This is a genomic window from Streptomyces europaeiscabiei, assembly GCF_001550375.1.
Classification (GTDB): Bacteria; Actinomycetota; Actinomycetes; order Streptomycetales; family Streptomycetaceae; genus Streptomyces; species Streptomyces europaeiscabiei.
The window spans coordinates 1-12,648 of sequence record NZ_LRTR01000498.1; the positions used below are offsets into that span (position 1 = coordinate 1).

Annotated in this window: 14 protein-coding genes, 6 tRNA genes and 1 pseudogene; 13 read left to right on the top strand and 8 right to left on the bottom strand. The window is 69.5% G+C overall.

The features are described 5' to 3' along the window. Positions 1–109: 109 nt before the first annotated feature. Both AWZ10_RS23875 and AWZ10_RS23880 read left to right on the top strand, forming a co-directional pair. Complete coding sequence (locus AWZ10_RS23875) at positions 110–1,051, top strand: phosphotransferase family protein (protein ID WP_060892010.1); 942 nt, start codon at positions 110–112, stop codon at positions 1,049–1,051. 87 nt (positions 1,052–1,138) lie between these two features. Then, a complete protein-coding gene (locus AWZ10_RS23880) occupies positions 1,139–1,444 on the top strand; it encodes a TFIIB-type zinc ribbon-containing protein (RefSeq protein WP_037702246.1) in 306 nt (101 codons plus the stop codon). Between the two features lie 76 nt (positions 1,445–1,520). Here the strand turns inward: AWZ10_RS23880 and AWZ10_RS23885 are convergent. The 5 genes from AWZ10_RS23885 to AWZ10_RS23905 all read right to left on the bottom strand — a co-directional run bounded on the left by AWZ10_RS23885 (position 1,521) and on the right by AWZ10_RS23905 (position 1,994). Next, positions 1,521–1,592, bottom strand: a tRNA-Val gene (locus AWZ10_RS23885). Positions 1,593–1,626: 34 nt separating this feature from the next. After that, a tRNA-Val gene (locus tag AWZ10_RS23890) sits at positions 1,627–1,698 on the bottom strand. A gap of 40 nt (positions 1,699–1,738) precedes the next feature. After that, a tRNA-Val gene (locus AWZ10_RS23895) sits at positions 1,739–1,810 on the bottom strand. 1 nt (position 1,811) lies between these two features. Beyond that, a tRNA-Cys gene (locus tag AWZ10_RS23900) sits at positions 1,812–1,885 on the bottom strand. Between the two features lie 36 nt (positions 1,886–1,921). Then, positions 1,922–1,994 (bottom strand) — tRNA-Gly (locus AWZ10_RS23905). 157 nt (positions 1,995–2,151) lie between these two features. Between AWZ10_RS23905 and AWZ10_RS23910 the strand changes: the two genes are divergently transcribed. The 3 genes from AWZ10_RS23910 to AWZ10_RS23920 all read left to right on the top strand — a co-directional run bounded on the left by AWZ10_RS23910 (position 2,152) and on the right by AWZ10_RS23920 (position 4,901). Then, a complete protein-coding gene (locus tag AWZ10_RS23910) occupies positions 2,152–3,195 on the top strand; it encodes a chorismate-binding protein (RefSeq protein WP_046706333.1) in 1,044 nt (347 codons plus the stop codon). Further along, the gene (locus AWZ10_RS23915; protein WP_046706332.1) at positions 3,192–4,013 is read left to right on the top strand and encodes an aminotransferase class IV; all 822 of its coding nucleotides are present in this window, start codon (positions 3,192–3,194) and stop codon (positions 4,011–4,013) included. Before AWZ10_RS23910 ends, AWZ10_RS23915 begins: the two co-directional genes overlap by 4 nt. A 63-nt stretch (positions 4,014–4,076) precedes the next feature. Then, entirely contained in the window at positions 4,077–4,901 is an 825-nt protein-coding gene (locus AWZ10_RS23920; RefSeq protein ID WP_046706331.1) for a GNAT family N-acetyltransferase, read from the top strand. Positions 4,902–4,926: 25 nt separating this feature from the next. On the opposite strand, the gene AWZ10_RS23925 is transcribed toward AWZ10_RS23920, so the two are convergent. Further along, positions 4,927–5,445 carry a DsbA family protein gene (locus AWZ10_RS23925; RefSeq protein WP_060892011.1) on the bottom strand — a complete coding sequence of 173 codons (519 nt, stop codon included), beginning with the start codon at positions 5,443–5,445 and terminating at the stop codon, positions 4,927–4,929. A 159-nt stretch (positions 5,446–5,604) separates the two neighbouring features. Between AWZ10_RS23925 and AWZ10_RS23930 the strand changes: the two genes are divergently transcribed. After that, complete coding sequence (locus tag AWZ10_RS23930; protein WP_046706329.1) at positions 5,605–6,063, top strand: hypothetical protein; 459 nt, start codon at positions 5,605–5,607, stop codon at positions 6,061–6,063. 181 nt (positions 6,064–6,244) lie between these two features. Continuing rightward, positions 6,245–6,397, top strand: a complete 153-nt coding sequence (locus AWZ10_RS52460) for a hypothetical protein (protein WP_162948480.1) — start codon at positions 6,245–6,247, stop codon at positions 6,395–6,397. Positions 6,398–6,480: 83 nt separating this feature from the next. On the opposite strand, the gene AWZ10_RS23935 is transcribed toward AWZ10_RS52460, so the two are convergent. Both AWZ10_RS23935 and AWZ10_RS23940 read right to left on the bottom strand, forming a co-directional pair. Further along, positions 6,481–7,041 carry a CGNR zinc finger domain-containing protein gene (locus AWZ10_RS23935; RefSeq protein ID WP_046706328.1) on the bottom strand — a complete coding sequence of 187 codons (561 nt, stop codon included), beginning with the start codon at positions 7,039–7,041 and terminating at the stop codon, positions 6,481–6,483. 299 nt (positions 7,042–7,340) lie between these two features. Next, positions 7,341–7,754: an SsgA family sporulation/cell division regulator gene (locus tag AWZ10_RS23940; protein ID WP_004002642.1), complete on the bottom strand. Its 414-nt coding sequence runs from the start codon at positions 7,752–7,754 to the stop codon at positions 7,341–7,343. 191 nt (positions 7,755–7,945) lie between these two features. Between AWZ10_RS23940 and AWZ10_RS23945 the strand changes: the two genes are divergently transcribed. The 6 genes and pseudogenes from AWZ10_RS23945 to AWZ10_RS23970 form a co-directional block, all read left to right on the top strand. Further along, the gene (locus AWZ10_RS23945; protein WP_046706327.1) at positions 7,946–8,425 is read left to right on the top strand and encodes a TIGR02611 family protein; all 480 of its coding nucleotides are present in this window, start codon (positions 7,946–7,948) and stop codon (positions 8,423–8,425) included. Positions 8,426–8,503: 78 nt separating this feature from the next. Next, positions 8,504–8,575, top strand: a tRNA-Val gene (locus AWZ10_RS23950). A 533-nt stretch (positions 8,576–9,108) separates the two neighbouring features. Further along, a complete protein-coding gene (locus tag AWZ10_RS23955; RefSeq protein WP_060892012.1) occupies positions 9,109–10,398 on the top strand; it encodes an ABC transporter substrate-binding protein in 1,290 nt (429 codons plus the stop codon). Beyond that, a complete protein-coding gene (locus AWZ10_RS23960) occupies positions 10,398–11,399 on the top strand; it encodes a carbohydrate ABC transporter permease (RefSeq protein WP_046706325.1) in 1,002 nt (333 codons plus the stop codon). Before AWZ10_RS23955 ends, AWZ10_RS23960 begins: the two co-directional genes overlap by 1 nt. Beyond that, entirely contained in the window at positions 11,396–12,295 is a 900-nt protein-coding gene (locus AWZ10_RS23965) for a carbohydrate ABC transporter permease (protein WP_046706324.1), read from the top strand. Before AWZ10_RS23960 ends, AWZ10_RS23965 begins: the two co-directional genes overlap by 4 nt. Positions 12,296–12,307: 12 nt before the next feature. Further along, positions 12,308–12,648, top strand: a pseudogene (locus AWZ10_RS23970) (hypothetical protein); the annotation flags it as partial.

The following is a 12,648-nucleotide window of genomic DNA, read 5'->3' on the forward strand; positions in this document are numbered from 1 at the left end:
AGCGGCACCTCGTGGCCGCCGCGCAGCGGGCCCTTCGGTCCCACCCCCGCCAGGGCGCACCCGGAACGTAGGCTCGCCGACAGCGCCGTACGACTTCGCAGGGGGACCCATGACCGCCACCGCCGACGTACTCCCCGCCCTCAGGGCCAGGGTGCGCAGCACGGCCCACCCCGAGTCCACCCCCTGCTCCCACCCCGACTCGGTCCTCGCGGAACGCGCCGACGGCACAGTCGTCCGTCACGCCGACATCGTCGCCAAGGCCCTCGCCCCCGACACCGACCCCACCCACCTGGCGCTCCGCCTGACCGTCGCCTCCTCCCACCCGGACACCCTCCTCGCCCCCCTCCTTGAGGACCCGGCCCCCCTCCACGACCGCCTCGTCACGTTCTGGCCGTACGGCACCCCGGTCGACCCCGAGACTCCGGAGGCCGCCCCGTGGGAGGCGGCGGCCACCCTCCTGGCCCGCCTCCACCGGCAGCCGCCGCCTCCGGGCCTGCCACCCATGCGCGGCCCGGCCAAGGCCGCGCAGGCCATCGCCCGCCTCGTGACCGCCGCACCCGGCCACCCCGCCACGGCCCCGGTACTACGCGCCTGGCACACCCTCCCCGCCTGGGCCAGGTCCGAGGCCCCCATGCCCGACACGGCCACCCTCTGTCACGGTGACCTGCACCTCGGCCAGCTCGTCCGTCACCCGGCGGCCACGGGCCCCTGGCGGCTGATCGACGTCGACGACCTGGGTGTGGGCGTCCCTGCCTGGGACCTCGCCCGCCCGGCCGCCTGGTACGCCTGCGGCCTTCTCCTGCCCGACGAGTGGACCCGCTTCCTCACCGCCTACCAGCAGGCCGGCGGCCCGGCGGTCCCCGCGCACGGCGACCCCTGGCCCGTACTGGACGTACCGGCCCGCGCACTCACCGTGCAGACCGCGGCTCTCGCGATCGCGAAGTCCACGGTGGCCGACCGCCCCCTCGACGACGCGCAACGGTCCGTTGTGGACGCATGTGACCGAATGGGAGGCATCCCGCCGGAGTTGGACGGCCCTTTCCCGAAGTAGGGTGCAACCGACCCCAGCCGGACGGTGTCTGTGCTGGCGTAACGCGAAGCAGGACCGAACGCCGAGGAGTTGAACCGAACCATGCACATGCAGTGTCCGAAGTGCCATGCGCCGATGCACACCTACAACCGCAGTGGCGTCCAGATCGAGCAGTGCAGCGGCTGTCGTGGGATCTTCCTCGACTACGGCGAGCTGGAGGCACTGACCCGCATGGAGGGCCAGTGGGGCGGCGGCCCGGCCGTTCCCCCGCCGCCGGCCGCCCCGCAGTACCCGGCGGGCGGCGGTCACAGCGCTCCGGCCTGGGGCGCCCCGCACGGCGGTCATCAGGGGGGCCACCACGGGGGCCACGGTCACCACAACCGCGGCTTCGGCCACATGCTGTTCTCCAGCTGAGCCGCGCGCAGGGCGCGCCCGCGCCCTGCGCACGACGAAGCCCCCGACCGTACGAGACGGCCGGGGGCTCGGTGTGTGGACGATACTGGGATTGAACCAGTGACCTCTTCCGTGTCAGGGAAGCGCTCTCCCGCTGAGCTAATCGTCCTCGGGATCACAGCGCTACGGCTGTGGATCTTGCGTGCGCGATACTGGGATTGAACCAGTGACCTCTTCCGTGTCAGGGAAGCGCTCTCCCGCTGAGCTAATCGCGCGGGTGGAAGCCTCGCGGCTCCAGAAGCCCTGAGGCCTCAGTGGACGATACTGGGATTGAACCAGTGACCTCTTCCGTGTCAGGGAAGCGCTCTCCCGCTGAGCTAATCGTCCTTGGAGGTGGAGACGGGATTTGAACCCGTGTAGACGGCTTTGCAGGCCGTTGCCTCGCCTCTCGGCCACTCCACCAGGAGTGCGGGGTCAGAAGATCCCCGCTTTCCTGCGAGCGGACGACCAGGTTCGAACTGGCGACCTCAACCTTGGCAAGGTTGCGCTCTACCAACTGAGCTACGTCCGCTTGTCGGGTCCGACCCGCTTGCGCGACCCGGCGACGAGTTGAACTCTAGCGGATTCCGGGGCCAGCACAAAAACGCGTTTGTGCAGCGTGCTGCGGTGCGTCCAGTCCGAGAGCCGGCCGGGCCCGCCCGCAGGTCACCCGTCCTAGACTCGACTGCGTGCCCGACCTCCCTCCGCTCGCCCGCTTCGGCAACCTCGTGGCCACCGGTCTCACCGATGTGACCAGCGACGCCGCCGCCCTGGACTCCTCCGGCTTCTGGGCCGTGTGCGCGGACTACGAGGGTGGTCTGGTGTGCGCACGCTTCAGTGACGTATGTCGGGAACCCGCGCCCGCCCCGGAGCCGGGGAAGTGGCACGGGCCGGGCGTCGGTGACTGGACGTCGTCGCTGGACCGCGCCGCGTACACGGCCGGGGTCCGCCGGATCCGCGAGCACATCGCCGCCGGCGAGGTGTACCAGGCGAATCTGTGCCGGGTACTGTCCGCGCCCGTCGCGCCGGACGCCGACGTGGACGCGCTGACCGCGTTGCTGGCCCGCGGAAACCCGGCACCCTTTGCAGGAACGATTCGCCTCCCAGGCCGCGGGGTCGAGATCGCCACCGCCTCCCCGGAGCTCTTCCTACGCCGCGACGGCCGGGTCGTCGAGTCGGGCCCGATCAAGGGCACCGGACGCACCGAGGCGGATCTCCTGAAGAAGGACTACGCCGAGAACGTGATGATCGTCGACCTGGTCCGCAACGACATCGGGCAGGTGTGCGCCACCGGCACCGTGACCGTGCCCGACCTGTGCGTCGTCGAGAAGCATCCGGGGCTGGTGCACCTGGTGTCGACGGTGCGCGGCGAACTGCGCGACGGCGCCGGCTGGCCGGAACTGCTCGCCGCGGCATTCCCGCCCGGCTCCGTCACCGGCGCGCCCAAGTCGAGTGCCCTGCGCATCATCGACGCCCTGGAGACCGCCCCGCGCGGCCCGTACACGGGCGGCATCGGCTGGGTCGACGCCGACCGGGGCACGGCGGAGCTGGCCGTGGGGATCCGTACCTTCTGGATCGACCGGGCGGCGGGCGAGCTTCGCTTCGGCACCGGCGCGGGCATCACCTGGGGGTCGGACCCCGAGGCGGAGTGGCGGGAGACCGAGCTGAAGGCCGCCAGGCTGCTCGCGGTAGCGTCGGGGACGTACGAGGCGAGTGGGAGGACCCTTACGTGAAGATCTGGCTCGACGGCGGACTGCAGGACATCGACTCCGCCCGTGTCTCCGTCCTCGACCACGGGCTGACCGTGGGCGACGGCGTCTTCGAGACCGCCAAGACGGTCGACGGGCGGCCGTTCGCGCTGACCCGCCACCTCGACCGGCTGTCCCTCTCGGCTCGCGGACTCGGTCTGCCCGAGCCCGACCTCGACGAGGTGCGCCGCGCCTGCTCGGCCGTCCTGGAGGCCAACCCGGTGCCCCTCGGGCGGCTCCGCATCACCTACACCGGCGGTGTCTCCCCGCTCGGCTCCGACCGGGGAGACCACGGCCCGACCCTCGTCGTCGCCCTCGGCGAGACCGCCCGGCGAGCCGACTCCACCGCCGCGATCACCGTCCCGTGGACCCGCAACGAGCGCGGCGCCCTCACCGGCCTCAAGACCACCTCGTACGCCGAGAACGTCGTCGCCCTCGCCCGCGCCCATGAACAGGGCGCCACCGAGGCACTGTTCGCCAACACGGTGGGCCGGCTCTGCGAGGGCACCGGCTCCAACGTCTTCGTCGTCCTCGACGGCGAGACACACACCCCGCCGGTCGCCTCCGGCTGCCTCGCGGGCATCACCCGCGCCCTCGTCGTCGAGTGGACCGGCGCCCACGAGACCGACCTGCCGCTGGACGTCCTGGACCGCGCCGACGAGGTCTTCCTGACGTCGAGCCTGCGCGACGTGCAGTCCGTGCACCGCGTGGACGCCCGTGAACTGTCCGCCACCCCGGGCCCGGTGACGGCCAAGGCGATGCGGGTCTTCGACGAGCGCTCCGGCGACGACCTCGATCCGTAGAAGCCTCGGACAGCCTCGGATATTGGGCTGCCCCGGCGGTCCGGAGTGGGTAGAACACCCCTGATGACCACCACCCTGCGGCCCATCGAGCCGCTTCAGCACGCCGCCGACGGGTCCCGTGCGCGCCGCTACCAGGTGTGCGTGAACAGCCGTCCCGCCGGCGAGATACACCTCGGTACGCGCCCCGGCCCCGGGTCCTCGGTTGCCCGGATCCTGGATCTGCGGATCGACGAACCGGACCGCCGGCGCGGCCGGGCCACGGTGGCCGCACTAGCCGCCGAGGAGGTGGCCAGGGGCTGGGGCTGCCGGCGCATCGAGGCGTCCGTCCCCGAGGGTGCCGAGCCCGCGCTGCGGCTTACCCAGGCGCTCGGCTACGTCCTGCGCAACCGGGGCATGCGCAAGCCCCTCCACGGCACCCCGCCCGAACTGCCCGCGGGCAGCCGGGGCCGGCCCATGACCGAGGCCGAGTACGGGCCGTGGAAAGAGGCCGGGCTGGAGGGCTACGCACAGGACCTGATCACCCGTGGCGTGCCCGAGGAGGAGGCGTACGCCAGGGCTGCCGACGACTACGTGCGGTGTATGCCGCAGGGACCGGCCTCACCGAACAACCTGTGCAGCGTGCTGGAACACGAGGGCACGCGAGTCGGCACGCTGTGGCTGTGGCTGGCCGACGACGACGCCTTCGTGTACGACGTGGAGGCGGACGCCGCACACCGGGGCAGGGGACACGGCCGTACGCTCATGCTGCTGGCCGAGGCGCAGGCGGTGGCGGCGGGGAAGACCGCCATCGCGCTCAACGTCTTCGCGGGCAACGTCCGGGCCGAATGCCTCTACGAGTCGCTCGGCTACGAGACGACGGCTCGGCACCTGGCCAAGCCACTGGTCTGACGGCTGCCGGCAGGTGCCCCGGTGGTCAGGCGCCCCCGTCCAGCAGCCGGTCGGCGATCTCCTCGATCCGCTCGCGCAGCCCCGCCTGGCTCTTGCCGCCGTCGAGGCGCTCGCCACCGATGACGTAGGTGGGGGTGCCGGTCACACCGATCTCCTTGCCCTCGGCCTGGTCGGCGTCCACGATCAGCATGTGCCGGCCGTCGATCAGTGCGGTGTCGAACTCCTCGGCGTCCAGACCGAGTTCACCGGCCGTCTCGATCAGGAACGGCTCTCCGGTCCGGTCCAGTTCCTCGACCCGCCCGAGCACGGCCTCGACGTACGGCCAGGCCTGGCCCTGCTCCGCGGCCTCCTCGGCGGCCTGCGCGGCGGCGAAGGCGTGCTTGTGCTTCTCCAGCGGGAAGTGCCGCAGCCGTACGTCGAGCCGGTCGCCGTAGCGGGCCCGCAGCGCGCGGACGTCGTCGAGGGCGCTGCGGCAGTCGGGACACTGGAGTTCGCACCAGACGTCCAGGACGACGGCGGACGGGACGGGGGAGGAGTCGCTCATGGAGATCAGTCTCCCAGCTTCCCGGACGGGGGGCCGACCCCGAGACGACCCGGAGATGTCCCTGAGGTCTCCCCGGACCATGGCATATCGGACGCGGGGCGGTGCAGGATGGAAGGGACGCAACGAGACCGACCGACCGAGCACCGCCTGGAGGACCGGATGATTGCCGAGACCGTCTGCGCCGCCGTTTCCGCGGCAGGCCTGGGCATCGCCGCGATCACGGCGTACCGGAAGCGCTTCCTCAGGGCGACCCGCATCGCCGCCTACTCCCTCGTGCCCCTCGGGCTGGTGTTGACAGGGGTCGTCGAGTGGGTGGCCGACACCGCGTTCAGTCCGACCGCGTGGGCCGGCTTCGGTGTGCTCGGCGCCGCCTGGTTCCTGTTCATGACCACCCGCGCCGTGGAGCGCCGTCGCCAGGCTCCCGGCAAGGAACAGCGCAAGGAGGCCAAGGCGTCGCGCACCGGGGCGATAGCCCCGGCGGCCTCGGCGCCCTCGCTGGGCCAGGGTTCCCGGCCGACGGCCCGCCCGGCGGCGGCACCCCGGGCCACGGGTTCGGGTACGTCAGGGGCGGACGACTTCAGCGACATCGAGGCGATCCTGAAGAAGCACGGCATCTGACCCGTCCGGTGAGCGTGGCGTCAGCCGCGGGAGCGCTTCGGACTGAAACGACACAGTAGGTCGGGCGGTGGCGCCGAAGTGATCACGTTCGCTCCGTACCGTGTGGATATTGGCGAACTCTCCGTCATTCCGGGTGGGTTGATCGCGCGGAGGGTCTTCGCTGCGTCATCATCGCGGCGAGATGCTGGATACACCACAGAGCGACACCGTCGCCCCACCACAGGAGCGGCGAGGTTGTCTCTTCGCGCTCTCCCAGCCACCGCTGATGATCTTCCTAGCGGTGATCGGCTGCCTGCTGCTCATGGCATCACTGCACGATCTGCTGATGCTCTGAGCCGTAAACGGAGCCCCTGGCGTCATCCGCCGAGGGCTCCGTCAGTCCCCGTACGCAACCCCTTCGGACCGGTCGGCGAAGCCTCAGCCCGCCGCCTCCTTGCGGCGTGCCCGGTAGGCGGCCACATGCAGGCGGTTTCCGCAGGTGCGGCTGTCGCAGTAGCGGCGCGAGCGGTTGCGGGAGAGGTCGACGAAGGCGCGCCGGCAGTCGGGGGCCTCGCAGCGGCGCAGCCGCTCCTGCTCCCCGGCGACGACGAAGAAGGCGAGCGCCATGCCACAGTCGGCCGAGAGATGGTCGGCGAGCGACGCGCCGGGCGCGAAGTAGTGCACATGCCAGTCGTAGCCGTCGTGATCGGTGAGCCGGGGTGTGGTGCCCGCCGCGGCGATCAGATCGTTGATGACCGAGGCGGCCGCGGCCGCCTCGGGAGCCGCGAAGACCTCCGCGAACCGGCCGCGGACTCTGCGCACGGCCGCGAGGTCGAACTCCGACAGCACGCCGACATCGCTGACCTCGTGGTTTCGTACGAAGTCGGCGAGCGCCGCGACCGTCGCGAGCCCGTCGGCCGCCGTGTCGTTCTCCGGCGCGGTGTTCACCAGATCCACCACGGCATCGAGGGAACACCGGGTGTCGTGGGTGATCAGCACGTTTCGCTCCCTGGCCTGCGCGGGTCGGGCGGGCGCCCGCCGATGGTGGCCGATGGTAATCGCTCGGCGAGGCGGTGGACCGGTGCGAACCGGCCCGGAGCGCCCTCGTACGAGGGGAACGGGCCACGGGCCCGATGGGTGCCCCGGTCCGGTCGCGCTCGGTGACGGCAGGGCGACGCCGCCGCGCGGAGGTCCGCGACGACGGCGTCGGTTGGGTCGGCCTGAAGCCGTATTCGGTTGTCTGAGCCCGAGCCGTCTCCCCGAGTGGACGGCGCCGGGCGGCTCTGTGGGGCCTAGCCCTAGCTCTCGGCCAGGATGTGGGAGAGCTCCTGATCGAGGTCGAAGTGCCGGTGCTCCGTGCCGGGTGGCACGGCGGCGTCTGTGCGCTTCAGGAAGGACTCCAGGGCTCGCGCCGGGGCTTCGAGGAGGGCTTCGCCCTCCGGGGAGCTCAGGGCGATGCACACGACGCCCTGGCCGTGGCTGCGCGACGGCCAGACACGGACGTCGCCGGTGCCGGTGGGCCGGTGCAGGCCCTCGGCGAGGAGGTCGCGGGCGAACACCCATTCGACCGTTTCCTCTGCTCCGGTGTGGAAGGTGGCGTGCACGGCGTAGGGATCGGCCGTGTCATACCGCAGTCCGGCCGGAACAGGCAGTGAGGACTCGCTCGACACAACGAGGCGCAGGTGCAGCTCGCAGCTGACCGTGGTGTTCATAAGCGCCAAGGCCTTTCGCTCAGTGTGCGCTCGGGGATTCGCACGTCGGCGAAATCGACATGCCACCTACGGTGCCGTTGTAAACCCCTCTGGGAGTTTTGCGTCGCTTTTGGTAGCTCATCCGGCCGAGACCGACTTCTGTGGGTACGACCATTCCGGTGACTGGTTTCTCTCCGGTAGGGTTTGGCCGTATGGACACGGGGAGTTACGGAACGGGGGAGGTCGCCGTGGCGGCCGAAGAAACGAAGAGTGACGCGAACGTAGCGAACAGTGAGGCCGATGTGGCCAAGGACGAAGCGCGGCTCGGGTCCCGTGCGCCGGAATTCGTCAAGGCGCGGCGGATGCTGCACGTGAGCTGGCAGGTGGCGGTCTTCGTCATCGGGCTCGCGGTGGTCGTCGCGGGCGTGATCATGCTTCCGCTGCCCGGCCCCGGCTGGCTCGTGATCTTCGGTGGCATGGCGATCTGGGCGACGGAGTTCGTCTGGGCCCAGTTGGTGCTCCGCTGGACCAAGCGGAAGGTCTCCGAGGCCACCCAGCGCGCCCTCGACCCCAGAGTCCGCCGCCGCAACATCATTCTGACGACGATCGGCCTGGTGATCGTCTCCGTTCTCGTCGGTTTCTACGTCTGGAAGTTCGGCCTCGAGATGCCCTGGAACATCAAGGACCAGTGATCCCGGACGGGACGGCACGGGGGCGCGGAACATGGTCGGGGGAACCCCCTGACTTGGGGTAATGTTCTCCCTGCGTCCGGGCGATTAGCTCAGTGGGAGAGCGCTTCGTTCACACCGAAGAGGTCACTGGTTCGAACCCAGTATCGCCCACCGGATGACGGCGACCCGGTCCACGGAAACGTGGGCCGGGTCGTTTTCGTCGTGGGCGCGCAGAGGCCTCGGGGTGCCGGGCGGGCCGTGCGACCCCTGGACGGCCCACGGCCGATGGGGCCGGTCGGCGACTGCGCCGGCGGAGGTGGTGTCTCCGCCTCCTTCTCGATTTGGCCGAATCCGGTGCTTACCCGTCCTCGCCCGGGACCCGCGCCCGGTCGGTCCGCAGTGCTCCGGGGGCGGTTCGGCGAGAGATGTCCGGGGTCGCCCCACTGACTCCTTTCAGCCTCTTCTGTTCGCGGCTCGATGACGCCCGTCGCGTTCGGCCCGTCGACCGCAACTCCCGGACCTGCGCTTTCAGTTGACCGGCCGTCACCTGAGGCCTCGCCACGCCCGGCGCGGGGACGGCTCCGCTTTCCATCAATTCCTGTCCGAATCATTGACGTCTCCTGAGGGTCTCCGTACCTTGTGCCAGCAAGCGCTTACTTGAAACGATTCACGGCGCGGACGCAACGTCGCGGGGAGGCTCAACCATGCAGCAGAACAGGAACGTTGAGAGGCGAACGGTCCTCAAGGCGGCCGGAGCCTCACTGGCCGTCGCGGGGCTGGGGGCGACGGCCACGGCCTGTGGCGGCGGCAGTGGCGCGGGGGACGGGACGGTGACGATCCGTTACGCCTGGTGGGGCGCCGAGGACCGCGCGGAGCGCATCAAGAAGACCATCGCCCTTTTCGAGAAGAAGTACCCGAAGATCAAGGTGAAGACGGACTTCCAGGCGTATCCGGACTTCTGGAAGAAGTTCAACACCCAGGCTTCCGGTGGAAATCCGCCGGATGTGTTCCAGAATGCCGTCGGTTTCCTGCGGAAATACGACGCGAAGAATGTGCTGCTCGATCTCAACGCACAGGTCGAGGCGGGCAACCTCTCCCTGGACGGCTTCAGAGCGGACCTGGAGAAGTTCGGCGAGGTCGACGGCAAGCTGCTCGGCGTTCCGGTCGGCTCCAACTCGATGGCCCTGGTGATCGACAAGCCCGTCTACACCAAGTCGGGTGTGAAGCCGGAGCAGGGCTGGACCTGGGACGACTTCGACGACGCGATGAAGAAGATCCGGGACAAGACTGGGCGCGCCGGCGACAGCGGCATGTACGGCGTCATGTACCTCTACGACCTCTACCTGCGCCAGAACGGCAAGGCGTTCTTCACGGAGGACGGGCTCGGCTTCACCGAGGCGGACCTGAAGACCTGGTGGGCGAAGGCCGAGAAGGGCGTCGAGGAGGGTCTCTACGCCGACCCCAAGAAGGTCGCCCAGATCAAGCCCAAGTCGGCTGTCGCCGCGGAACTCGCAGGCGGTGAGTTCACCTGGGACAACTTCACCGTCCGCTACACCTCCGAGGGCAAGAGCGAGTACGGCCTGGCGCCCATCCCGACCACGGACGGCAAGAAGACCGGCCAGTACCTCGGCTCCCTCATGCTCAGCGCGTCCAAGCGCACGCAGCATCCCAAGGAGGTCGCGCAGTTCATCGACTTCATGGTGCACGAGCCCGAGGTCGCCAAGATCATGGGCTACGACCGGGGCGTGCCCGCGACGCAGGCCCAGTACGACGCGTTCCAGCCGACCGACCCGGTCAACAAGGCGATCGCCGCGTACGAGGAGTCCCTGGTCGCGGCCGGCGTCCTGGAGCCCATCACCCCGCATCCGAACGGCGCGGACATCTGCGAGGCCGGGTTCATGCGCATCGCCGAGGAGCTCGCCATGGGCAAGCGGTCGGTGGACGACGCCGTCAAGCAGTTCTTCACCGAGTCGAAGACGGCTCTCGGCAGCTGATGGGAACCGCCGTGACACACGCCCCTGCGATGGAGGACCTGACCCAGGACTCCGAGCCGCGGCACCGTCCGGCCAAGGCTCCCCGCCCCGCCGCGCTCAAGCGGCGGGGCCGCCGGGAGACCCTGACCGGCTATCTCTTCATGTCCCCGTGGATCGCCGGGTTCCTGCTGCTGACAGCGGGCCCGATGGCCGCCTCGCTCTACTTCGCCTTCACCGACTACAACCTGTTCGACGCGCCCAAGTGGATCGGCCTCGACAACTTCTCCGAGATGTTCGCTGATCCGCGTTGGCAGCATTCGGTGCGGGTGACCCTCTGGTACGTCGTCGTCGGTACGCCGGTCAAGCTGGCCGCGGCCCTCGGTGTGGCGCTGCTGCTGGCGCAGAAGCGGCGTGGACAGGCCTTCTACCGGGCCGCCTTCTACGCGCCGTCGCTGATCGGGGCCAGTGTCTCCATCGCGATCGTCTGGAAGGCGATCTTCTCCGACGACGCGGTCGTCGACCGTACGCAGAAGATCTTCGGGATCGATGCCGGCGGCTGGACCGGCGACCCGGACATGATCATCTACAGCCTGGTGGCGCTCACCGTCTGGCAGTTCGGCGCCCCCATGGTCATCTTCCTCGCCGGCCTCAAGCAGGTCCCGCGTGAGCTGTACGAGGCGGCCGAGGTCGACGGGGCGGGTACGTTCCGGCGGTTCTGGAACATCACTCTGCCGATGATCTCCCCGGTCCTCTTCTTCAACGTCCTGCTGGAGACGATCCACTCCTTCCAGATCTTCAGCTCCGCCTACATCGTGGGCGGCGGCGCCGGCGGCAACGCCTGCGGTCCGGCGGACGGTTCGATGGTCTACACCTGTTACCTGTACGTCCAGGGATTCGAGAACAGCCGGATGGGTCTGGCCTCGGCCATGGCCTGGATGCTGCTGGTCGCGGTCGCCCTGGTGACGGCGGTGCTGTTCTGGTCCCAGAAGCGCTGGGTGCACTACGAGGAAGGTGCTCGATGAGCGCACAGGCCACCGAGATCACGCCGGCCCCGGTGCCGTCCGCGAAGGCGGGTGCGTTCCGGCGCAGGCTGCCCGGCTCCCTCGCCTGGCACATCGGTTCCCTCGCGATCCTCGCGGTGATCCTCTACCCGGTGATCTGGGTCATCGGCGGGTCGTTCAAGAAGAGCGAGGACGTCGTCGGCAGCCTGGACCTCTTCCCGGGCGACCCGATCATCTCGAACTACACGAGCCTCGCCGACGGCATCGCCGACATCCCGATCTCCACGTTCTTCTTCAATTCGCTCTTCCTCGCGGTCGGCTCGGTGATCGGGATCCTGGTGTCCTGCTCGCTGACGGCGTACGCCTTCTCGAAGATCAGGTTCGCGGGCCGAAACCTGCTCTTCACGTTGATGATCGGCACCCTCCTGCTGCCGTACCACGTACTGCTGATCCCTCAGTACGTGCTGTTCCGCAACATGGACATGATCAACACGTACACCCCTCTGATGCTCCCGAAGTATTTGGCCACGGAGGCGTTCTTCGTCTTCCTGATGGTGCAGTTCATGCGGAACCTGCCCAAGGAGCTCGACGAGGCGGCGCGGCTCGACGGCTGCGGGCACTTCCGGATCTACTGGTCGATCGTGCTGCCGCTGTGCCGGCCCGCGCTCATCACCAGTGCGATCTTCACCTTCATCAACTCGTGGAACGACTTCATGGGCCCGTTGATCTACTTGAACGAGCCCGAGAAGTACACGGTCTCGCTCGGTCTGAAGATGTTCGTGGACCAGGACGCCGTGGCCAACTACGGCGGCATGATCGCGATGTCTCTGGTGGCCCTGCTGCCGGTGCTCGCCTTCTTCCTCGCCTTCCAGCGCTATCTGATCGACGGCATGGCCACCTCGGGCCTGAAGGGCTGAGGTGAGCTGACCATGGCCCAGGTCCGTGCCCGTACGAAAAGCGCCGCACCCCGTGAGGAGTCCGTGCTCGCCGAACGGTTCGCGCTGTTCGCCGAGTGTCTGCTCACCGGGGTGTGGATCGCGCTGGCCTCGCTGCCGTTGGTGACGTACCCCGCCGCGTTCGCCGCCGGCTCCCGGCACCTGAGACGCCGTACGGCTCATGAGAGCGGTGGCCGGCGGGAGTTCGTGGCCGACTTCCGGACGGCGGTGCGCGGCGGCTGGCTCGTCGGGCTCGCCGGATGGGCGGCCCTCGCGGCGGTGTGGGTGGATGTCCTGGCCGTACGCGCCGGCATCCCGGGCGGGCCGCTGGTCGG